Source organism: Nocardioides sp. GCM10030259 (assembly GCF_042666375.1).
Taxonomy (GTDB): Bacteria; Actinomycetota; Actinomycetes; order Propionibacteriales; family Nocardioidaceae; genus Nocardioides.
Genome location: NZ_JBHTDF010000009.1, coordinates 76,878 through 98,547, shown reverse-complemented (window position 1 = coordinate 98,547; position 21,670 = coordinate 76,878). Strand labels below are relative to the sequence as shown.

General features: G+C 73.1%; 19 protein-coding genes. 8 read left to right on the top strand and 11 right to left on the bottom strand.

What is annotated here, in order from left to right; genetic code table 11:
• Positions 1–120: 120 nt before the first annotated feature.
• From infB to ACFQQI_RS11450, 5 genes are all read left to right on the top strand, one after another.
• Complete coding sequence (infB, locus tag ACFQQI_RS11470) at positions 121–2,952, top strand: translation initiation factor IF-2 (protein ID WP_378562646.1); 2,832 nt, start codon at positions 121–123, stop codon at positions 2,950–2,952.
• Positions 2,953–3,034: 82 nt separating this feature from the next.
• On the top strand, positions 3,035–3,490 hold the full coding sequence (gene rbfA, locus ACFQQI_RS11465) for a 30S ribosome-binding factor RbfA (protein ID WP_378562643.1): 456 nt from the start codon (positions 3,035–3,037) through the stop codon (positions 3,488–3,490).
• Entirely contained in the window at positions 3,480–4,337 is an 858-nt protein-coding gene (gene truB, locus ACFQQI_RS11460) for a tRNA pseudouridine(55) synthase TruB (RefSeq protein WP_378562640.1), read from the top strand. Before rbfA ends, truB begins: the two co-directional genes overlap by 11 nt.
• A gap of 20 nt (positions 4,338–4,357) precedes the next feature.
• On the top strand, positions 4,358–5,290 hold the full coding sequence (locus ACFQQI_RS11455; protein WP_378562637.1) for a bifunctional riboflavin kinase/FAD synthetase: 933 nt from the start codon (positions 4,358–4,360) through the stop codon (positions 5,288–5,290).
• The gene (locus tag ACFQQI_RS11450; protein ID WP_378562634.1) at positions 5,287–6,273 is read left to right on the top strand and encodes a hypothetical protein; all 987 of its coding nucleotides are present in this window, start codon (positions 5,287–5,289) and stop codon (positions 6,271–6,273) included. The genes ACFQQI_RS11455 and ACFQQI_RS11450 overlap by 4 nt, the downstream gene beginning before the upstream one ends.
• Here ACFQQI_RS11450 and ACFQQI_RS11445 read toward each other — a convergent pair.
• Positions 6,206–7,159 carry a LysR family transcriptional regulator gene (locus ACFQQI_RS11445; RefSeq protein WP_378562631.1) on the bottom strand — a complete coding sequence of 318 codons (954 nt, stop codon included), beginning with the start codon at positions 7,157–7,159 and terminating at the stop codon, positions 6,206–6,208. The genes ACFQQI_RS11450 and ACFQQI_RS11445 overlap by 68 nt on opposite strands.
• A gap of 80 nt (positions 7,160–7,239) precedes the next feature.
• Here ACFQQI_RS11445 and ACFQQI_RS11440 point away from each other — a divergent pair, with 80 nt between their 5' ends.
• Positions 7,240–7,953, top strand: a complete 714-nt coding sequence (locus ACFQQI_RS11440; RefSeq protein WP_378562628.1) for an aspartate/glutamate racemase family protein — start codon at positions 7,240–7,242, stop codon at positions 7,951–7,953.
• A 95-nt stretch (positions 7,954–8,048) separates the two neighbouring features.
• Here ACFQQI_RS11440 and ACFQQI_RS11435 read toward each other — a convergent pair whose 3' ends face one another.
• Genes ACFQQI_RS11435 through ACFQQI_RS11420 form a run of 4 tightly spaced genes read right to left on the bottom strand, consistent with a single transcriptional unit; the run spans position 8,049 to position 12,127 of the window.
• Positions 8,049–8,306 carry an HPr family phosphocarrier protein gene (locus ACFQQI_RS11435; RefSeq protein ID WP_378562625.1) on the bottom strand — a complete coding sequence of 86 codons (258 nt, stop codon included), beginning with the start codon at positions 8,304–8,306 and terminating at the stop codon, positions 8,049–8,051.
• A gap of 23 nt (positions 8,307–8,329) precedes the next feature.
• Positions 8,330–10,402 (bottom strand): fructose-specific PTS transporter subunit EIIC, encoded by a 2,073-nt coding sequence (locus ACFQQI_RS11430; RefSeq protein WP_378562791.1) that lies wholly within the window; start codon positions 10,400–10,402, stop codon positions 8,330–8,332.
• Between the two features lies 1 nt (position 10,403).
• The gene (locus ACFQQI_RS11425) at positions 10,404–11,363 is read right to left on the bottom strand and encodes a 1-phosphofructokinase family hexose kinase (RefSeq protein ID WP_378562622.1); all 960 of its coding nucleotides are present in this window, start codon (positions 11,361–11,363) and stop codon (positions 10,404–10,406) included.
• Positions 11,360–12,127, bottom strand: coding sequence for a DeoR/GlpR family DNA-binding transcription regulator (locus tag ACFQQI_RS11420; RefSeq protein WP_378562620.1), 768 nt, complete (start codon positions 12,125–12,127; stop codon positions 11,360–11,362). Before ACFQQI_RS11420 ends, ACFQQI_RS11425 begins: the two co-directional genes overlap by 4 nt.
• 88 nt (positions 12,128–12,215) lie before the next feature.
• Here ACFQQI_RS11420 and ptsP point away from each other — a divergent pair, with 88 nt between their 5' ends.
• Entirely contained in the window at positions 12,216–13,895 is a 1,680-nt protein-coding gene (ptsP, locus tag ACFQQI_RS11415; protein WP_378562617.1) for a phosphoenolpyruvate--protein phosphotransferase, read from the top strand.
• 16 nt (positions 13,896–13,911) lie between these two features.
• Here ptsP and ACFQQI_RS11410 read toward each other — a convergent pair whose 3' ends face one another.
• The 5 genes from ACFQQI_RS11410 to ACFQQI_RS11390 form a co-directional block, all read right to left on the bottom strand.
• Complete coding sequence (locus ACFQQI_RS11410; RefSeq protein WP_378562614.1) at positions 13,912–15,744, bottom strand: ABC transporter permease; 1,833 nt, start codon at positions 15,742–15,744, stop codon at positions 13,912–13,914.
• A 3-nt stretch (positions 15,745–15,747) separates the two neighbouring features.
• Complete coding sequence (locus tag ACFQQI_RS11405) at positions 15,748–16,503, bottom strand: ABC transporter ATP-binding protein (protein WP_378562612.1); 756 nt, start codon at positions 16,501–16,503, stop codon at positions 15,748–15,750.
• Positions 16,500–17,027 (bottom strand): PadR family transcriptional regulator, encoded by a 528-nt coding sequence (locus tag ACFQQI_RS11400; RefSeq protein ID WP_378562610.1) that lies wholly within the window; start codon positions 17,025–17,027, stop codon positions 16,500–16,502. The genes ACFQQI_RS11405 and ACFQQI_RS11400 overlap by 4 nt, the downstream gene beginning before the upstream one ends.
• 67 nt (positions 17,028–17,094) lie before the next feature.
• Complete coding sequence (locus ACFQQI_RS11395; protein WP_378562608.1) at positions 17,095–17,691, bottom strand: LuxR C-terminal-related transcriptional regulator; 597 nt, start codon at positions 17,689–17,691, stop codon at positions 17,095–17,097.
• A complete protein-coding gene (locus tag ACFQQI_RS11390) occupies positions 17,688–18,848 on the bottom strand; it encodes a sensor histidine kinase (protein WP_378562605.1) in 1,161 nt (386 codons plus the stop codon). The genes ACFQQI_RS11395 and ACFQQI_RS11390 overlap by 4 nt, the downstream gene beginning before the upstream one ends.
• 173 nt (positions 18,849–19,021) lie before the next feature.
• Between ACFQQI_RS11390 and ACFQQI_RS11385 the strand changes: the two genes are divergently transcribed.
• Positions 19,022–21,175, top strand: coding sequence for an MMPL family transporter (locus ACFQQI_RS11385; RefSeq protein WP_378562602.1), 2,154 nt, complete (start codon positions 19,022–19,024; stop codon positions 21,173–21,175).
• A gap of 65 nt (positions 21,176–21,240) precedes the next feature.
• Here the strand turns inward: ACFQQI_RS11385 and ACFQQI_RS11380 are convergent, their stop codons facing one another.
• Positions 21,241–21,627 (bottom strand): hypothetical protein, encoded by a 387-nt coding sequence (locus ACFQQI_RS11380; RefSeq protein ID WP_378562600.1) that lies wholly within the window; start codon positions 21,625–21,627, stop codon positions 21,241–21,243.
• Positions 21,628–21,670: the final 43 nt, after the last annotated feature.

Here is a 21,670-nt window from a genome sequence, read left to right as displayed (position 1 = left end):
CCGACAGGAACTGGAGCAACCGCTCATGAGCACTCGATGAGTACTTCGCGATGAGCGTGCACACCCACTAACGGTCTCGATCTACCCCCCGGATTCGGGTTCGAGGCCAGAAGGAGAAGCGTGGCTAAGACCCGAGTTCACGAACTCGCCAAGGAGTTCGGAGTCGAGAGCAAGTTCGTTCTCGAGAAGTTCAAGGAGATGGGGGAGTTCGTCAAGTCGGCGAGCTCGACCGTCGAGCTGCCCGCGGAGATGCGGTTCCGCAAGGAGTACGGCGACAAGCTGAAGGCCGAGATGGCCGACGGCTCCGCCCCCGCCGCGGCGCCCGAGAAGGCCCCCGCGAAGAAGGCCCCGGCCAAGAAGGCTGCCGCTGAGGCTCCTGCCGCCGAGGCCCCCGCCGCCGAGGCCCCTGCCGCCGAGGCTCCCGTTGCCGAGGCACCCGCCGCCGAGGCACCGGCCGTCCCCGTCGAGGAGGCCGCTCCGGCCCCGGCGAAGAAGGCCGCGCCCAAGCCGGGCCCGAAGCCCGCGCCGAAGGCCGAGGAGCCGCCGGCCCCGCCGGCCGAGCCCGAGGCTCCCGCCGCGGCTGCGTCGACGGAGGCCCCGAAGGCGCCGACCCCGGCGCCGCGTCCGGTCGGTCGCCCCGGTGCGCCCCGGCCCGGCAACAACCCGTTCGCGTCCAGCCAGGGCATGGGCCGTCGCCCCGCCCCCGGCGAGCGTCCGGCCCCGGCGACCGGTGGCGGCGACAACCGTCCGCCGCGTCCGCCGGCCGCCGGTGGTCGCCCCGGCATGCCGCGCCCCAACCCGGCGATGATGCCCAAGTCCCCGGCCGCGTTCGGCCAGGGTCCGGGCGGCCGCAGCGGTGGTCCCGGTCGACCGGGTGCGCCCGGTCGCGGCGGTGCCCCGGGCCGCGGTGGCGCCCCGGGTCGCGGTGGCGCCGGTGCCGGTGCTCCGGCCCGTCCCGGTGGCTTCGGCCCGGCCGGCGGCGGTCGCCCCGGCGGCGGTGGCCGTCCGGGTCAGCGCGGCCAGACCCAGGGTGCGTTCGGTCGCCCCGGCGGTCCGTCGCGTCGCGGTCGCAAGTCGAAGCGGGCGCGTCGCCAGGAGTTCGAGGCCATGGAGGCCCCGACGATCGGCGGCGTGCGCGTCCGCAAGGGCAACGGCGAGACCGTTCGCCTGCCGCGGGGCGCCTCGCTCACCGACTTCGCCGAGAAGATCAACGTCGACGCCGCGTCGCTGGTGCAGATGCTGTTCAGCCTCGGTGAGATGGTGACCGCGACCGAGTCGGTCAACGACGAGACGCTCGAGCTGCTCGGCGAGGAGCTCAACTACGTCGTGCAGGTCGTGTCCCCGGAGGACGAGGACCGCGAGCTGCTCGAGTCGTTCGACATCGAGTTCGGTGACGACGAGGACGTCGACGAGGACGACCTCGAGGCCCGTCCGCCGGTCGTGACCGTCATGGGTCACGTCGACCACGGAAAGACCAAGCTGCTCGACGCGCTCCGCAGCGCGAACGTCGTCGCCGGCGAGGCCGGTGGCATCACGCAGCACATCGGTGCCTACCAGGTGCACACCGAGGTCGACGACGACGACCGCCGCATCACCTTCATCGACACCCCGGGTCACGAGGCGTTCACCGCCATGCGTGCCCGTGGTTCGCAGTCGTCGGACATCGCGGTCCTCGTGGTCGCGGCCGACGACGGCGTGATGCCGCAGACCGTCGAGGCGCTCAACCACGCCAAGGCGGCCGGCGTCCCGATCGTGGTGGCGGTCAACAAGATCGACAAGCCGGAGGCGGACCCGACCAAGGTCCGTGGCCAGCTGACCGAGTACGGCCTGGTGCCCGAGGAGTACGGCGGCGACACGATGTTCGTCGACGTCTCGGCCAAGTCCGAGCTCAACCTCGACAAGCTGCTCGAGGCGATCGTGCTCACCGCCGACGCGTCGCTCGACCTCCGGGCGAACGCCGACCGCGAGGCGCAGGGTCTGGTCATCGAGGCGCACCTCGACCGCGGTCGCGGTCCGGTCGCCACGGTGCTGGTCCAGCGCGGCACGCTCCGCGTCGGCGACTCGATCGTCGCCGGCCCGGCCCACGGCCGCGTGCGGGCGATGCTCGACGAGTTCGGCAACGAGCTCGAGGAGGCCGGTCCGTCGCGTCCGGCGATGGTCCTGGGCCTCAGCGCCGTCCCCGGCGCTGGCCAGAACTTCATCGTCGTCGAGGACGACCGGATGGCGCGCCAGATCGCCGAGAAGCGGGAGGCCCGCGAGCGGGCCGCCATGCAGGCGAAGCGGCGCGTGCGTCGTACCCTCGAGGACTTCATGGCCTCCATGGAGAAGGGCGAGAGCCAGGAGCTCAACCTCATCCTGAAGGGCGACGTGTCCGGTTCGGTCGAGGCCCTCGAGGACGCGCTGGCGAAGATCGACGTCGGCGACGAGGTCGGCATCCGGGTCATCGACCGCGGTGTCGGTGCCATCACCGAGACCAACGTCGACCTGGCCGCTGCCTCCGACGCGATCATCATCGGCTTCAACGTCCGCCCGCAGGGCAAGGCGACGGAGCTGGCCGACCGCGAGGGCGTGGAGATCCGGTACTACACCGTCATCTACCAGGCCATCGAGGAGATCGAGGCCGCGCTCAAGGGCATGCTCAAGCCGGAGTACGAGGAGCAGACCCTCGGCCAGGCGGAGATCCGCGCGATCTTCCGCTCGTCGAAGATCGGCAACATCGCCGGCTGCATGGTCACCAGCGGGGTCATCCGCCGCAACGCCAAGGTCCGGGTCATCCGCGACGGCTCCGTCGTCGCCGACAACCTCGACCTCGCGTCGCTGCGGCGCGAGAAGGACGACGCGTCCGAGGTCCGCGAGGGCTTCGAGTGCGGTCTGGTGCTGCGCAACTTCCAGGACATCAAGGAAGGCGACGTCGTCGAGGCGTTCGAGATGCGGGAGATCCCGCGCGGCTGATGCTGTGACAGTGCCGAGTCGGCGCTGGTTCACCCATCACGGGGTGAACCGGCGCCGACTCGCCGTTTGAGAGAGTAGGAACATGAGCAACCCACGGGTCCGCAAGATCGCCGACCGGATCCAGGTGATCGTCGCGGAGATGCTGGAGCGCCGGATCAAGGATCCGCGGCTGGGCTTCGTCACCGTCACCGACGTCCGCGTCTCCGGCGACAGCCAGCAGGCCACGGTCTTCTACACGGTCCTCGACGACACCGGCGACGGCAAGGCCCTCGACAGCACCGCCGCGGCGCTGGAGTCGGCCAAGGGGCTGATCCGCTCCGAGGTGGCCAAGCAGCTCGGCATGCGGCACGCGCCGACGATCACCTTCATCCACGACGCGCTGCCCGAGAACGCACGGCACCTCGACGAGGTGCTCGCGCGGGCGCGGCAGCAGGACGAGGAGGTCGCGGCGCAGCGCGGGGCGACGTACGCCGGTGAGTCCGACCCGTACAAGAAGCCGCGCGAGGTCGACGAGGACGACGACCTGGATGACGACTGAGGCCGGCCTGGTCGTCGTCGACAAGCCCGGTGGCATGACGTCGCACGACGTCGTGTCCCGGGTCCGGCGCCTGGCCGGCACCCGCAAGGTCGGGCACGCCGGCACGCTCGACCCGATGGCGACGGGCGTGCTCGTGCTCGGCGTCAACCGCGCCACCCGCCTGCTCGGGCACCTGATGCTGACCGAGAAGGCGTACGACGCGACCATCCGCCTCGGCGTCTCGACCAGCACCGACGACGCCGAGGGCGAGGTCACCGCGACCGTCGCGACCGACGGTCTCGACGAGGCCGGGATCCGGTCCGCCGCCGCCGAGTTCGTCGGTGACCTGATGCAGGTGCCGACCGCGGTGTCCGCGATCAAGGTGGACGGCAAGCGCGCGTACCAGCGGGTTCGCGACGGCGAGGAGGTCGAGCTGAAGGCGCGGCCGGTGACCGTCCACGAGCTGGTGGTGACCGACGTGCGCGGCGACGAGCTGGACGTGTCGGTGCGCTGCTCCAGCGGCACCTACATCCGCGCCATCGCCCGCGACCTCGGCGCCCGGCTCGGCGTCGGGGGACACCTGACCGCGCTGCGGCGTACCGCCGTCGGCCCCTACTCCCTGGCCGACGCCCATACGCTCGACGCGCTCGCCGACGACTTCACGATGATGCCGATCGCGGCGGCCGCCCGGGCGGCGTTCCCCGCCGTCGAGCTCGACGACCGCCAGGCCGGCGACGTCCGGGTGGGACGGCCGCTCGACGTCGAGGTGGCCGGCCTCTCGGCGGTGTTCGCGCCGGACGGCGAGTTCCTCGCGCTCTACGAGCAGAAGGAAGGCCGCGCGCGGCCCGTGGCGGTGTTCGCCGGATGACCCCCGATAGTGTTCGGGACGTGCAGATCTGGCGAAGCCTCGACGAGGTCCCGGCTGACCTCGGCCCGACCGCCGTGGTGATCGGCAACTTCGACGGAGTGCACCTGGGGCACCGGCACGTGGTGAACCGGGCGCGCGAGATCGCCGACGAGCGCGGACTCGCGGTCGTCGCGGTCACCTTCGACCCGCACCCGATGGCGGTGCTGCGGCCCGAGCACGCCCCGACGACGCTGACGACGCTCGAGGTCCGCGCGGAGCTGCTCCGCGAGGCGGGCGCCGACCACGTGCTCGCCGTGCCGTTCGACCGCGGCGTCGCCAACTGGACCCCCGAGGAGTTCATCCAGCGGGTGCTGGTCGACAGCCTGCGCGCCGCGTCGGTCGTCGTCGGCGCGAACTTCCGCTTCGGCCACCGCGCCGCCGGTGACGTCGCGACGCTCCACGAGGCGGGGGAGCGGCTCGGCTTCGTCGCCGAGGGCATCCCGCTCGACGGCGGCCCGCAGGTGTGGTCGTCGACGTACGTCCGGATGAGCCTCGCCGCCGGTGACGTCGCCGGCGCCGCCGAGGCTCTCGGGCGGCCGTACGCCGTCCGCGGGGTGGTCGTCCGCGGCGACCAGCGCGGCCGCGGCATGGGCTTCCCGACCGCCAACGTGCCGACCGACGCGATGACCGCCGCGCCGCCCGACGGCATCTACGCCGGCTGGCTGCGCCGGCTCGACACCGGCGAGACCTACCCCGCCGCGATCAGCGTCGGCACCAACCCCACCTTCGACGGGGTGCGCGACCGGCGCGTCGAGAGCTACGTGCTCGACCGCACCGACCTCGAGCTGTACGGCGTCGAGGTCGAGGTCAGCTTCGTGGACCGGCTGCGCGGCATGGTGGCGTTCGACTCCGTCGAGGCGCTCGTCGCGCAGATGAAGGCCGACGTCGATCGGGCCCGCGAGCTGCTGACGTGACCCGGGAGCAGTCCCTGAGCGCTGCGGAGGTGTGGTTCCAGCGCCACGGCCTCCCGTACTTCGTGCCCTCCGAGCGCGCCGCCGTCCGCGCCGCGCTCCGGCCCGGACGCACGATGCCGCTGCTGATCGGCGTGATGCTGGTCGCCGTCGCGGCCGGCGTCGGGCTCGCGTGGTACGCCGACGAGATCACCGCCGGCCCGGCGGTCCTGCTGGCCATCGTGCTGCTCGCTGCGGTCTGGTACGCGCTGACCGCGCTGCGCTTCCGGCCGATCCTCCGGTGGAGCCTGAGCCGCACCACCGGCACCCTGATCCGGCTGCTGCCCAACATGTCGCGGGCGCTGCCGCTGCTGCTGGTCTTCGTGACGTTCCTCTTCATCAACGCCGAGGCGTGGCAGATGACGGCGAGCCTCAGCCCGGGCCTGCTCTGGATGACCGTGCTGCTGTTCACGGCCATCGGGGTGGTCTTCCTGCTGGTGCGGCTGCCCGAGGAGGTCGACCGGGTCGACGACGAGGTCGACCGCGAGTTCGTCCGGCGTACCTGCGCCGGCACGCCGCTGGAGGAGCCGTGCGCGGAGCTGCTCGCCGATCCGGAGTTCGACCCGGCGCCCCACGCCCAGGTGACCGGCTTCGACCGGTGGAACCTGATCCTCGCCCTGGTGATCGTGCAGGCGGTCCAGGTGCTGCTGCTCGCCGCGACCGTGTTCCTGTTCTTCCTGGTGTTCGGTTCGCTGGTCATGGAGGAGAGCGTCCAGGAGGCGTGGACCGGGCTCGACAGCGTGCAGAACGCGCCGGGGCTCCCGAGCGTCTCGGTGCAGCTGGTGAAGGTGTCGGTCTTCCTCGCGAGCTTCTCGGGCCTCTACCTCACGGTGTCGACGCTCACCGACGACACCTATCGCGCGCAGTTCTTCTCGAGCGTCACCCGCGAGCTCGAGCGGGCGGTCGGGACGCGCGCGGTCTACCTCGCGGTGCGCGACCGCGGGTAGCCAGCACGCTCGCGGCGCCTGCCTGGAGCCGCTCCATCACCGCCCGGATCGCCGGGACGGCCTCGGCCCCGGGCCGGTGCGCGATGCCGACGTGGCGCTCGCCGAACGCCGGTGCGGGGCGTACGTCGACCTCGGGGTGCCGGAACGCCGTCAGCGCGAGCTCGGGGAGCAGCGTGACGCCCAGGCCGTGCGCGACGAGGTTCTGGACCACCACGTAGTCGTCGCTCTCGTGCAGCAGCCGCGGCTCGAAGCCGGCGGTGCGGCAGGCGTCGACCAGGTGCTGGCGGCAGCGCTCGCAGCCGGCGACCCAGCTCTGCCTGGCCAGCCAGGCGTTGGAGGCCCTGGCCGGCGCGTCGTTGCCGGGCGGGAGCACGAGGTGCAGCGACTCGACGCCGAGCGGGACCCAGGCCAGCGAGCCGTCGTCGTGGGGCGGCGCGTCGTACCCGAAGACGAGGGCGACGTCGACGTCGCCGGCGAGCACACCGGCCCAGGCCTCGGGCGGCTCCGTCTCCACGAGCGTCACCTCGACGCCGGCGTGCTCGTCGTGGAGCGCGCGGACCGCCGGCGGCACGAGCGTGGCGGCCGCCGAGGGGAAGGCCGCCAGCCGCACGGTGCCGGCGCGCAGGTCGGCGAGGGCGCCGAGCTCCTCCCGCGCGAGGTGGAGCGCGCTGTGCACCGCGTCGGCGCGGGCCAGCAGCGCCGCGCCCGCCTCGGTGAGCCGAGCCCCGCGGGTGGTGCGCACGAGCAGCGGGCCACCGGCCTCGCGCTCGAGCTGCTGGAGCTGCTGGCTCACCGCCGACTGGGTGGTGCCGAGCTCGCGCGCAGCCGCACTCAGCGAGCCTGCGCGGGCGACGGTGCGGAAGAGGAGGACGCGGCGTGGATCCATCAAGCCATTAGAGCAACTGATGGATGGTTTCGGAAAGTGCCGACTACCTTGGATGTCCGGTACGGCGCAGCATGGATGCCATGGACACCGTGGGACTCATCGGCGGCATGAGCTGGCACTCGACCGCGACGTACTACCGGATCATCAACGAGATGGTCGCGCACGCGCGTGGCGGCCACGCGTCGGCGCGGATCGCGCTGCACTCGCTCGACTTCGCAGAGGTGCGCGAGTGCCAGGTGCGTGGTGACTGGGACCGGGCCGCCGCGCTCCTCGTCGAGGCCGGGCTGCGGTGCCAGGCCGGCGGCGCGACGACGGTGGCGATCTGCACCAACCTCATGCACAAGGTCGCACCCCAGGTCGAGGCCGCCCTCGACGTGCCCCTGCTGCACATCGGCGACGCCATCGCGGCCGAGGCGCAGCGGAACGGCTGGCAGACCCTCGGAATCCTCGGCACCAGCTGGGTGATGGAGGAGACGTTCTACGCCGACCGCCTCGCCCGACACGACATCGCCTCGGTCGCGCCCGGTCCGGCCGAGCGCTCGGCCGTCGACCGGATCATCTTCGACGAGCTGACCCAGGGGGTCGTGCGCGACGCGTCGCGGACGGCGTACGTCGACGTGATCCGCGGGCTGGCCGACGCCGGCGCCGACGCGGTCGTGCTCGCCTGCACCGAGATCGGCCTGCTCGTCTCGGCCGACGACAGCCCGCTGCCGATGATCGACAGCGCCGAGGCGCACGCGCGTGCGCTCGGTCGCGTGGCCCTCGGAGAGCTGGCGACGGCTGGCGTCGTCTGAGGACTCACTGGGCCTCGACACGCGCCGTCGGGTCCGCTGGCGCGTCCCCGGGCGCTTGCTCGACCACCACCAGCGGGTCCGCTGGCGCGTCCCCGCTAAGCGTCCAGGTCCTTCTCGACCAGCGCGACGATCGTGTCGAGCGCGACCTGGTCGTCGCTGCTGACCTCGACCTGGTCGCCGCAGCCGGCGCCGAGGGTCATGATCATCAGCGACGAGCTCGCGTCGACCGGCTCCTGGCCGGGCAGGCCGATGAGCACCTCGGCGTCGAGCTCCTCGGCCGCCTCGGCGATGAGCTGGGCCGGGCGGGCGTGCAGGCCGACGGAGGAGCCGACGGCGACGGTCTTGCTGGGCATGGATTCCTCCTGGGTGTGCTGGGTCAGACGGTCGCGAGCTCGCGGTCAGCGGGCTCGCCGGCCGGCGTACGGCCGAGGGACTTGAGGACGATCACCGCGAACGCGCCGACGACGACGCCGGCGATCAGCGCGATGAAGTAGCCGGCGATGTTGTGCACGGCGAACAGGACGAAGATCCCGCCGTGCGGCGCCCGGACGGCGACGTCGAGCGCCATCGAGAGCCCGCCGGTGACGGCCGAGCCGAGCATGATCGCCGGGATCACGCGCAGCGGGTCCGCCGCGGCGAACGGGATGGCGCCCTCGGTGATGAAGGACGCGCCGAGCAGCCAGCCGGCCTTGCCGTTCTCGCGCTCGGGCAGGTCGAAGAGGCCGGGGCGTACGACGGTCGCGAGGGCCAGCGCGATCGGCGGCACCATGCCCGCCAGCATGACCGCGGCCATGACCTTGAGCTCGGGGGAGTCGGAGGCCGTGCCGGCGGCGGCCAGCCCGGTCGTCGCGAACGCGTAGGCCACCTTGTTCAGCGGACCGCCCATGTCGAAGGCCATCATCAGCCCCAGGATGACGCCGAGGATCACGGCGGAGCCGCCGCTGAGGCTGTTCAGGCCGTCGCTGAGCTGGTCCATCAGCCAGCCGAGCGGCCGGGCGAGCACGGCCACCATCAGCCAGCCGGCGATCAGGGTCGTGACCAGCGGGATCAGCATCACCGGCATCAGGCCGCGGGCCCAGGTGGGCACCTTCCAGCGCGACACCCACAGGGCGATCAGGCCGGCGAGCACGCCGCCGGCGATGCCGCCGAGGAAGCCGCTCTGGGCCATGCCGAAGCCACCGAGGTCGACCGCGAGGGCGCCCATCACGAACCCCGGCGCGATGCCGGGGCGATCGGCGATCGCGTACGCGATGTAGCCGGCCAGTGCCGGGACCAGGAACTTGAACGCCGTCGCGCCGAGCACGAACAGGACGGCGCCGATGTAGGCCATCAGGCCGCTGTCGAACGGCACGTGCGGGAGGTCGGCGGTCCCGGGCAGGTTCCAGATCGAGTTGTTGGTGACGATGTCGCCCGCGACATCGGTGATCTCGTAGCTGCCGAACAGGAAGGACAGCGCGATCAGCAGGCCGCCCGCCGCGACGAACGGGATCATGTACGACACACCGGTCATCAGCACCCGGCGCGTGCGACCCGCCCAGCTCTCCCCGGCACCGCTGCCGGGGGTGGCGGCGGCACCGCCGTCGCCGGAGCCCTCGACGCGCGGAGCGCCGGGGTCGTCGGCGTACCGCAGCGCCTCGGCGATCATCGCGTCGGCCTGGTCGAAGGGGCGCTTGACGCCCGAGGAGACCAGCGGCTTGCCGGCGAACCGGCTGCGGTCGCGCACGCCGACGTCGACCGCGAAGATCACCGCGTCGGCGGCCGCGATCGTCTCCGGGGCGAGGGGCTTCGCGCCGGCCGACCCCTGGGTCTCGACCTGGAGGTCGACGCCGGCACGCTTGGCCGCGGCCTCGAGGGCCTCGGCGGCCATGTAGGTGTGCGCGATGCCGGTGGGGCAGGCGGTGACGGCGACGATGCTGCGCTTCTGCTGCTCGGCCGGAGTGGCGGCCGGAGTGGCGGCCGGAGTGGAGGCAGCGGCGGCGGGCGTGGGCGTCGGCGCGTCGCTGACCACGTCGTTCACCAGCTCGGCGACCTCCTGCGGGCTCTGGGCGGCGCGGAGGGCGTCGGTGAAGGAGGCCTTGACCAGAGACCGGGCCAGCTTGGTGAGCAGCTGCAGGTGGGTGTTGTCGCCGCCGGCGGGTGCGGCGATCAGGAAGACCAGGTCGGCGGCCCCGTCCTTGGCGCCGAAGTCGACCTTCGGGTCCAGGCGGGCGAAGGCCAGCGTCGGCTCGGCGACGCCGCTGGTGCGGCAGTGCGGGATGGCGATCCCGCCGGGCAGCCCGGTGCCGGTCTTGCTCTCGCGCTCGAACGCGTCGGCGACGAGCTGGTCGACGTCGGTGGCGCGGCCCTCGTCGGCCACCACCCGGGTCAGTGCACGGATCACGTCGTGCTTCTCGGTGCCGAGGTCGGCATCGAGGCGTACCAGTCCTGCTGTGATGAGGTCGGACATCAGGTCACCCTCCCTGGGTGAGCTCCAGCTGCCGCACCGAGACGAGCTCGGGTTGCACCTGGTGGGGTTGCGGGATCGTCGTCCCTGGAAGGCCTGCGGCGGCGCTGCCGTAGGCGACGGCGAGTGCGAGGCGTCGGTCGGGACCGAGGCCTCGGAGGTCTCCGAGGAGGTAGCCGAAGAGGCTGGAGTCGCCGGCACCGACCGTGCTCACCACGGTCGTCGGCGGGGGAGCGGCGTGCCAGGCGCCGTCGCGCGTCACGAGCACGGCGCCGTGGGAGCCGAGCGTCGCGAGCACGGCCTCGACGCCGCGGTCGACCAGGGACCGCGCGGCCTCCGCCGCTGCGCCGGGATCGGCCTCGAGCACGTCCGGGTCCGCGCCGGTGAAGGACGCCAGCTCCTCGCCGTTCGGCTTCATCAGGTGGGGCGCGGCGGAGTCGAGGCCGTCGACGAGCGCCCGCAGCGCCGCGTCGGAGGTGTCGACCGCGACCCGGGCGCCGTGGCCGCGCAGGGCGGCGACCAGCTCGGCGTACCACTCCACCGGCGTGCCGGGCGGCAGCGAGCCGGCGAGCACGACCCAGTCGGCGCTCTCGGCGCGGTGCTGGAGCGACGCGGTCAGCTCGTGCAGGGTGTCGGGGCCGAGCGTGGGACCGGGGCTGTTGAGCTTGGTGGTGGTGCCGTCGGGCTCGGACACGGTGATGTTGACCCGGAGCGCGCCCTCGATGGTGACCGGCCGGCAGTCGATGCCGGCCGCGAGCAGCTCATGGACGAACGGGTCGTCGTGCGGTGCCGGCAGCACCGCGATCGACGGGACGCCGGCCGCGACCGACGCCCGGGAGATGTTCACGCCCTTGCCGCCGGCCTGGGAGAGCACCGACGCGGCGCGGATCACCGAGCCTCGCTCGAGACGGCCGGCCAGGGTCACCGTGCGGTCGTGGCTCGGGTTGGCGGTGAGCGTGACGATCATGCGACGACCACCTCCAGCCCGGCCTCCTCGAAGGCCCGGCGGTCGGCGGCCGAGATGCCGCCGTCGGTGACGAGCGCGTCGACCTCGTCGAGCCGGGCGAACCGGATCGCGGTCTCGGTGCCGACCTTGCTGGAGTCGGACAGGCAGACCACCCGGCGCGCAGCGCCGACCATCGCCCGCTTGGCGGCCGCTTCGTCGTGGTCGGGCGTGGAGAGCCCGTGGTCGACGGTGATGCCGTTGGTGCCGAGGAAGGCGACGTCGACGCGCAGGTGCCCGATCGTGTCGACGGTCTCCGCGCCGACCGCGGCCTGGGTGGTGGTTCGGACCCGGCCGGGCAGCAGGTGCAGTTCGATGTGGCCGAGCCCGGCCAGCCGGGCGGCGATCGGCACGGCGTGGGTCACCACGGTGAGCCGGTGGTCGCGGGGGAGCAGGCTGGCGAAACGGATCGTGGTCGAGCCCGCGTCGAGCAGGATGGTGCCGCCGGCCGGCGGCAGCTCGTCGATCGCGGCCTTGGCGATCAGCTCCTTCTCGGCGGTGTTCGCCTGGTCGCGCTCGCCGAGGCCGGACTCGATGACCGCGAGCGAGCTCGCCGGCACCGCGCCCCCGTGGACGCGGCGGACCAGGCCCATCCGCTCGAGCGACGATAGGTCGCGGCGCACGGTCTCGGTCGTCACCCCGAACTGCTCCGCGATCGCCGCGACCGACAGCCGACCGTGCTCGCCGACCAGTCGGGCGGTCGCTTGCTGGCGCTCTTCGGCGTACATTGATCGCACTCCTTCGGAATCTGCGTATGTGTTGTTTTATGCCCGAATGTGTTGACGTGTCAAGGGCGCCGGGCGTTTACTGATGAGCATGGTCACCGCATCCACCCAGCAGCTGCGCGGCACGCCGGTGGTGTCCGGCGTCGCGTACGGCCCGGTCCTCGTCGTCCGGACCGAGGTCGACCCGGCTGCCATCGCACGCTTCGACGGCTCGGCGTTCGCGGACGCCGACTCGGCGCTCGCGGTGTACAACGCGGCGGTCGGCGCCGTTGCGGACGGGTTCGCCGCCAAGGCGGGCGCCGCCTCCGGATCCGCCGCCGCGGTGCTCACCGCCAGCGCCGGGCTGGCCCGCGACAAGGGCCTGCGCCGCGGGGTGTCGAAGGCGCTCCAGTCGGGTGCCGGTCTCCTCGACGCGGTGCACGACGCGGTCGAGGAGTTCGTGGGCATCTTCAGCAAGATGGGTGGCCTGATGGCCGAGCGGGTCACCGACCTGCGCGACATCGAGCGCCGGGTGATCGCCCACCTCGTCGGCGAGCCCGAGCCCGGTGTCGACCTGCCCGACGACCCGTGCGTCGTGCTCGCCGAGGACCTCGCGCCGGCCGACACCGCCGGCCTCGACCCGAGCCGGGTGCTCGCGCTCGTCACCGAGCGTGGTGGGCCGACGAGCCACACCGCGATCATCGCCCGCCAGCTCGGCATCCCCTGCGTGGTCGGGCTGTTGGGGGCGACCGGCGTGCCGAGCGGCACGTTCGCGCTCGTCGACGGGGCCACCGGGCTCCTCGAGCTCGAGCCCGACGAGGCCGATGCCCGTGAGCGGGTCGTGGCCGACGCCGCCGCCCGCGAGGCGCTGGCCGCCTGGTCCGGGCCGGGCGAGACCGCCGACGGACGCCCGGTCAAGATCCTCGCCAACGTCGCCGACGGCGAGTCGGCGCGGGCGGCGAGCGCGGCGCCCGTGCAGGGCGTCGGGCTGTTCCGCACCGAGCTGTGCTTCCTCAACCGCAAGGACGAGCCGTCGGTCGACGAGCAGGCCGAGATCTACGGCCACGTCCTCGATCCGTTCGGTGCCGAGAGGTACGTCGTGGTGCGCACCCTCGACGCCGGCTCGGACAAGCCGGTCGCGTTCGCGACCATGGAGGGCGAGGAGAACCCGGCCCTCGGCGTACGCGGGCTGCGGCTGTCGTTCGGCAACCCCGGGCTGCTCGACCGGCAGCTCGACGGCATCGCCCGGGCCGCCGAGAAGACCGGCACCGAGGCCTGGGTGATGGCGCCGATGGTCGCGACCGTGGCGGAGGCGGAGGAGTTCGCGGCGAAGGTCCGCGAGCGCGGCCTCCGGCCCGGCGTCATGGTCGAGGTGCCCAGCGCGGCGCTGCTCGCGCACCGGATGCTCGAGGTCGTCGACTTCCTCTCGATCGGCACCAACGACCTGACGCAGTACACGATGGCCGCCGACCGGATGGCCACCGATCTCGCGCACCTCACCGACCCGTGGCAGCCCGCCGTGCTCCAGCTGATCGCGATCACCGCGGAGGCCGGAGTGCAGGCCCGCAAGCCCGTGGGCGTCTGTGGCGAGGCTGCCGCCGACCCGCTGCTCGCCTGCGTGTTGGTGGGCATGGGCATCACGTCCCTCTCGATGGCGGCCGCCGCCGTCCGGCCGGTGGGCGCCCGCCTGGCGTCGGTCACGTCGGCGCAGTGCGAGGACGCCGCCGAGCTGGCCCTCGCCGCGGCCGACCCGCAGTCGGCCCGCGACGCTGTGCGCTCGCTGCTGGGCTGAGCCTGGGTCGGCCGGGTCAGGCGTGCTCGGCGCGGAGGATCTCCGCGGTGGGTCGCCGGGCTCCGACGATGGCCGGGACCGCCGTGAGGGCGGCGACGACGAGGGCGGTGCACGGCAGGACCGCGACCAGCTGCCACAGCGGTGGGTTGGTGGTGCTGTCCGGATCGACGGCAGCGACCAGGGCGAGGCCCGCCGGGAGACCGAGGGCGGCGCCGGCCAGGGCCGCCGGCAGCTGCGCTGCCGAGAGCGCGGCGGTCACCTGCTGGGGCGTCAGGCCGAGCGCGCGCGACAGTGCCGAGGAGTGCCGCGCATCGAGCACGGTGGCCCAGGTGATGACGACCGTGTTGACCGCGGCGAGCGCGACGAGCATGACGGTCACGACGAGCAGCACGTCGCTCAGCCGTTCGGTCCGTGCCTCGTTCAACGCCGACGAGTGCGCGAAGTTCGAGGTGCCGAGCTGGGCGTTGAGCGCGAGGGCGGCGACGATCCCCGTGACGGCGACGGTCAGGCTCCCGACGGCGAGCGCCAACCGACGGGGCCGTCGGGCGGCGACGCGCACGGCGAGGAGCAGGGGAGCGGGCAGTCGTGCGGAGACCGCGATCAGCCGGGGGCTGCGCCGGGGCGGTCGCGCCGCGTCGGCGAGTGCGACGACCGTGCTGGTCCGGGCCGCGCGCAGGGCGGGAACGAGGGTGGCGACGACCGCGACGCCCAGCGCCATGGCGGTGACCAGGAGGACGGAGACGGCGGTCAGGGGCAGCGCTCCTGCGCTGCCGATCAAGCCGGCCGAGGGCTCACTGAGCAGTGGCGCGATCAGCCAGCCGAGCGTGTGGCCGGCTGCCGCCGCGAGCAGCGAGACGCCCACGTGCTCCGCGAGCAGGACGGCGGCGACCAGGCCCGGCGTACCGCCGACGGCCTTGAGCAGGCCGACCCGGCGGGTCTGCTCGGCCATCCGGCCGCCGACGAGCACCGCGACGCTGGCCACGGCCAGCACTCCCAGCAGGGTTCCGCCGGCGACGAGCACCCGCTGTGCGTTCCGCGCCAGCAGCGAGGCGTTGTCGCCGGTCTGCTGCCAGGTCTCCATCATGGGTGCGGCTTCGATCTCCTCCATGCTCGTGCCGGGACCCGGCGGCGGCGCGAGGTCCTCGGCGAACGCCGGCGCGTCGGCCGGGTCGTCGAGCACGAGGTTGACCACCCAGGCCAGGTCCTCCGGCGCGGCCAGGCTCCGGGCGTCCGCCTGGGTGAGCCAGACCAGGCCGCGGTCGCCGCCCTGGTCCCCGTCCATCGGCGTCATGGAGTAGTCGGTCGCCTCGGGGTAGGGGAGCGTCGCGGCCGTGATGGCGACACCGGCGACCTGGAACGACTGGCCGGCCAGGATGATCCGGTCACCTGCGTCGATGCCGAGCGCGTCCGCCAGGGCGGCCTCCACCACGACGCCACCGGTCTCGACCCAGTCGCCCTCGAGGACCTTCGGCTGGTCGACCTCGGCCGGCGCGGTGTCGCGGCCCTCGGCCTGCACGTCCACCGACTGGCCGTTCGCCTCCAGGGTCGCGGTGCTGACGGGGTAGGGCCCGCTGTGGCCGACGACGCCCTCGTCGTCGACCAGTGCCTCCAGGGTGGCGACGTCCGCCGGCCCGCCGGACATCGGCGGCGCGAGGCTGGCGACCACGTCGGGCCCGTCGGTGGCGTGCCGGGTGTCCTGGTACGGGTCGCCGGCCGCCTGCCGCAGCACCAGTCCGAGCGCGAGGGTCGTCGTCGCCGTCATGATCGCCACGAACAGCAGGGCGGCCTCGATCGGATGCCTCCGGACGTCCCGTACGGCGAGGCGCAGCACCAGCAGGACGCGGCCCATCGGTCAGCCCTCCAGGCCGGCGAGCCCGGCGAGCGCGCCGAGGCGCCCGCTGGTGCCTCCGGTCAGCCGGGTCTCGTCGACGAACCTGCCGTCGCGCATGGAGATCAACCGGTCGCAGGTGGCCGCGATCCGCGAGTCGTGGGTGACGATCACGAGCGTCTGGCCGGTCTCGCGGAGGCTCTCGAACAGCCGCAGCACCTCCAGGGTCGCGGCGCTGTCGAGGTTGCCGGTCGGCTCGTCGGCGAGGACGACGGTCGGCTCGTTGCTCAGCGCGCGGGCCACGGCGACGCGCTGGCGCTGGCCGCCGGACAGGGCCGAGGGCAGGAACTCCGCGCGGTCGTCGAGCCCGACGCGCTCGAGCAGGTCGAGGGCACGCCGTCGGGCCGCCCGCGGCGAGCGGCCCGCCAGCAGCGCCGAGAGCTCGACGTTCTCGACGGTCGTGAGCTCGTCCAGGAGGTGGAAGGCCTGGAAGACGAAGCCGACGGAGCTCCGTCGCAGCCGGGCGAGCGCCTTCTCGCTGGCGTCGTCGACGCGGCGTCCACCCAGCCACACCTCCCCGCCCGAGGGTCGGTCCAGGCCGCCCAGCAGGTGCAGCAGCGTCGACTTGCCGCAGCCGCTCGGGCCCATGATCGCCACGGTCTCGCCCGCGGTGACCTCGAGGTCGACCTCGTCGACCGCGCGCACGAGCCCCTCGCCCGTGCCGTACTCCTTGCGCAGCCCGCAGGCACGCAGCACCGATGTCGTGGCGACGTCGCTCACGATCGACTCCCTCGGTCGGTCCAGCTCCGCTCGCACTCCTCCAGCCAGCGCAGGTCGGCCTGCAGGCGGAGCACGATTCCCTCCAGCAGCAGAGCGGCGTCCGAGCCGTCGGGCTCGGCCATCGCCGCACGTTCGGCGTCGCGCAGGCGCCGCAACAGCTCGCGCCGCTGCGTGTCCACGATGGCGACCGGGTCGGCCAGCCCCGCCGCGGCGGCCGCGACGAGCTTCAGGTGGAACTCCGCCAGGTCCGGCCGCGGCCAGCCGACGTCCGCGAGCCACTCGGCGACCCGCTGCTGGCCGTCGGCGGTGAGGACGTAGGTCTTGCGGTCCGCCTGGTCCGTGGCCCCGGTCGACCGCTCCGACTCCACCAGGCCGGCACCCTCCAGGCGGTTCAGGGTGACGTAGACCTGCCCGGCGTTCATGGACTCGCCGAGCGGGCCGAGCGCCTGCCGCAGCCGGGCCCGCAGCTCGTAGCCGTGGGACGGCTCCTTCGCCAGCAGCGCCAGCACCACTTCCTGTCGCACGGGCACCTCCAGGGGGATAACGGTTATCTATTTATATAACCGTTATCCCTCGGGCGCAAGGGGTACGTCAGAGCCGGAGCCAGGCGAGCACGGCGCGCACGCGGCGGTGGTCGTCCTCGTCCAGGGGCAGGTCGAGCTTCGCGAAGATGCTGTTGATGTGCTTGGCCACGGCCTTCTCGGTCACGTGCAGGTGTGCCGCGATGGCGCCGTTGGAGCGGCCCTCGGCCATCAGCCCGAGCACCTCCCGCTCGCGTGCGGTCAGGCGGTCCAGGGGCTCGTCCCGATGGCGGGCCATCACGGTCGCGACCACCTCGGGGTCGAGCACGGTCCCGCCGGCCGCGACGCGGCGTACGCCGTCGACGAACTCGGAGACGTCGGAGACCCGGTCCTTGAGCAGGTAGCCGACGGCGCCCGTCCCGCTGGCGAGCAGCTCGCGGGCGTACAGCTGCTCGACGTACTGCGACAGCACCATCACCGGGAAGCCCGGACGCGCGTCGCGGGCGGCGATCGCGGCCCGCAGGCCCTCGTCGGTCTGCGTCGGCGGGAGGCGTACGTCGAGCACCGCGGCGTCGGCCGCGGGGTCGCGCAGCGCCTCGTCGAGGGCGGGCGCGTTGTCGACCGCGTGCAGGATCGTGAAGCCGTTGCCCTCGAGCAGCTGGATCATCCCGGCTCGGAGGAGGGCGTGGTCCTCGGCGAGGACGAGCCTGAGTCCGGACTCGCTGCCAGGCTGCACGGGACCTCCAGGGTGATCAGGGTCGGCCCGCCTCGCGGGCTCGACACCGACATCCTGCCGTCGAACGCCGCCAGGCGTCTCATCACGCCGAGCATCCCGGTCCCGTCCGCGACGTCCGCGCCGCCGCGGCCGTCGTCGCCGACGACCGCGCGCAGGACGCCGTCCTGGTGGGTCAGCGTGATCCAGCCGTGGTGCGCACCCGCGTGCTTGCCGATGTTGGCGAGGCACTCGGCCACGCCGAAGTACACCGCCGACTCGACGGGTGCCGGCGGCCGCCCGGTCAGCCGGACCTCGACGTGCACGGGGATCGCCATGTCGAGCGCGATCGCCTGGACGGCGCCGCCGAGCCCGCGGTCGGCGAGCACGGGCGGGTGGATGCCGCGTACGACGGAGCGCAGGTCGCCGATCGCCGCCGTGGTCGTGGCGCGGGCGTCCTGGACGAGCTTGCGGGCCTGCTCGGGGTCGGCCTCGAACGCCGCGTCCGCCATGCCGAGGCTCATGGACAGGGCGACGAGCCGGGCCTGGGCGCCGTCGTGGAGGTCGCGCTCGAGCCGGCGCAGCTCGGCGGCGGAGTGGTCGACGAGGTCGGCGCGGCTCTCGGTGAGGTGGTGGACCCGCTGCTCGAGCTTGTCGGTGCGGCTGTAGGCGAGGAACGCCAGGTCCACGCGGGCCCGGGCCACCATCAGGTGCGGCGTCGCGAACCACCAGATGAAGCCGGTGACCACGCCGAGCAGCAGGACGATCACCGTGAGGGTGATGACGATGCCGTAGACCGGCGCGGCGATCACCCAGAGCAGATCGCGCCAGGTCATGGGGTCGGCCAGCACGACCCGCGCCTTGTCGAAGAAGCCGGTCCGCGGGAGCGGGCGATAGGGGATCGGCACCGCCTCGCCGAGGGTCCGCGCGGCCATGGTGCGGTGCAGGTTCGCGATCCACCGGGTCGCGGCCAGGCAGCCGGCGAGGATGCCCAGACCGATCCAGACGACCACCAGCACCCCGCCGACGATCCAGAACACCAGCAGCACGATCAGCACGATCGAGAGGAAGAACTGGGCAACGGCGTACCCGGTCAGGCGCAATCGGTCCACGTCCCCATCCTCTCGGGTCTGCCCGACCCGGGCAGTGGTGCTGGCACCACCGTGGACCGGGTCCTGGCGCCACTGATCTTCTCCGCGCGCGACCCGAGGCTGGAAGCACCAACCAGACCACATCGAGGACCCGAGGAGAGACGGCCATGGGCAACCCGTTGACAGCAGTACCGATGAGAGCCGCGAGATGGAGCGCGCTGCACCCGTGGCGCGCGATCCTCGCCTGGATCGCGTTCGTGGCGTTCGCTGTCGGGCTCGCCGTGGCGATCCCGACGAAGGAGACGACCGACGCCGACTACCGGGTGGGTGAGTCCGGCCGCGCCGACGCGATGATCGCCGACGCGCGCCTGGAGTCGCCGGACACCGAGAACATCCTGATCACGGCCCGCTCCGGGGACCTCGACGCCGCGGAGGGGGAGGCGGCCGCGACAGCGTTGGTCGAGGCCGCGCGTGCGGCGGACGGGGTCGCCGCGGTGCGCGGCCCGCAGGCGAATGCCGACGGCTCGGCCCTGCTGGTCTCCGTCGACCTCGAGCGCAGTGTCGACGACGCGGCGGCGGTGGAGGAGGTCACCAGGCAGGTGGCCTCCGAGCACCCCGACCTGAGCATCCGCCAGGCCGGTGACCTGACCATCGACGCGGCGATCGACGAGCGGGTGGGCGACGATCTCGCGTCCGCCGAGCTGACCAGCGTCCCGGTCACGCTCGTGCTGATGCTGCTCGCCTTCGGCGCGCTGATCGCGGCCGGGATCCCCGTGCTGCTGGCCGGCACCAGCGTCGCCGCGACCATCGGACTGATGGCGCCCCTGTCACACCTGGTGCCCTCGGACATGAGCGTCTCGAGCATGATCGTGCTCATCGGTATGGCGGTCGGCGTCGACTACTCGCTCTTCTACCTCAAGCGCGAGCGCGAGGAGCGCGCCAAGGGGCGTACGACGCTCGACGCGGTCGAGATCGCGGCACGGACCTCGGGGCACTCGATCCTCGTGTCCGGCGGCGCGGTCATCGCCTCGATGGCCGGACTCTTCGTCGTCGGCGACGCGACGTTCAACTCGCTCGCGGTCGGCTCGATCCTCGTCGTCGCCGTGGCCGTGCTCGGGTCGATCACGGTGCTGCCCGCACTGCTCGTCAAGCTCGGCCGCTGGTCCGACCGGCCCCGGGTCCCGCTGCTGTGGCGGCTCAACCGGCGCATCGGCCAGGGCGGGATCAGCAAGCGGCTGCTCGGACCCGTCGTGCGGCACCCGCTGGCCGCCCTCCTGTCCGCGTCCGTCGTGGTCGTCGGCCTCGCCCTCCCGGCGCTCGCCATGAAGACCCACACCGGCACCCTCGACACCCTGCCGACCTCGATCCCCGAGGTGCAGACCGTCAAGGCGATCAGCGCGAGCTTCCCGGCCGACGCCGGCGCCAACGCGGTCGTGGTCGTCCGCGCCGAGCCGGCCCGGAGCCAGCAGGTGGGCGAGGCCCTCGAGCGGCTCGCCGACGACGCTGCCGCGACCGGCGACTTCGTGGCGGCAGCCGACGGCGTCGAGGTCTCCGAGGACGGCTCGACCTCGATGCTCGTCCTGGGGATGCCGTACGACGAGACCGACGACCGCGTCTTCGAGGGCGTGGAGTCGCTGCGCGCCGACCTGGTCCCGGCCGCCCTCGGCGAACTGCCGGGCGACGTGGAGCACGCCGTCGGCGGCGGCTCCGCCGAGTCCCTCGACTTCGCCGACAAGCAGAGCGGGCGGCTGGCACTCGTCATCGGCTTCGTGCTGCTGCTGACGATGCTGATCATGGTCACGACGTTCCGGAGCGTGGTCCTCGCGGGCATCTCGTCGCTGCTGAACCTGGCCTCGGTGGGCGCGGCGTTCGGCGTCCTGACGCTGGTCTTCCAGCACGGCTGGTTCAGCGGCTCGCTCGACTTCACCAGCCCGGGCTTCGTCATCGACTGGATCCCGCTCTTCGTGCTGGTGGTGCTCATCGGGCTCTCGATGGACTACCACGTCTTCGTCCTGAGCCGGGTGCGTGAGCACGTCGAGCGGGGCATGCCGACCCGGCTCGCCGTCCAGCGCGGCATCGCCGACACGGCCGGCGTGGTCACCAGTGCCGCCGCGGTCATGGTGTCGGTCTTCGCGATCTTCGCGACGCTGTCGATGCTGGAGATGAAGATGATGGGCGTCGGCCTGTCGGCCGCGATCCTGCTCGACGCCACTCTGGTCCGGCTGGTGATCCTGCCGGCCACGCTGATCCTGCTCGGCGACCGGGTCTGGTGGCCGTGGCGCCCGCCCCAGCCGCGCGGCGATCAGGTGATCGAGCGGGAGCCGGCGTACGCAGGTACTACCGTCTGACAATGCATGGACCCGGCGCCGGGCTCGGGGGTTGAGGGCGCCGGGTCCATGCGCTCATGGCCGCGTCAGGACGCGGGGGCGGCCGCAGCGGCCGTGCACTCCTCGAGCCGCTCGGTGGCCTTGGCGAGGCGCATCTGCTGGGCCTTCTTGGCCTTCTTGGCCTGCGCCTTGTCGGCCTTGGCCTCCGCGAGGGCGGCCTGGGCGGCAGCCTCGTCGGCGTCGTCGGCGTCGTCGGCCTCGGCGACGTCGGCCTGGCGGTCTGCGACCTTCTGCTGCTGCTTGGCGAACACAGCCGTCACACGGGCCAGCGCGTCCTGTGCCTTGGCGACCTGGGCCTCCCGCTTGGCGCAGGAGTCCGCCGGCTTGTCGGCGTGCGCCACGAACGGCGCGCCGGTGACGGCGAGGGCCACGCTCGACACGAGAGCGGCGGTGGTGGTTCGGATGCGGTGCATGTGTTTCAGCTCCCTATCTCTGGATGATGTCGTCCCGAGGACG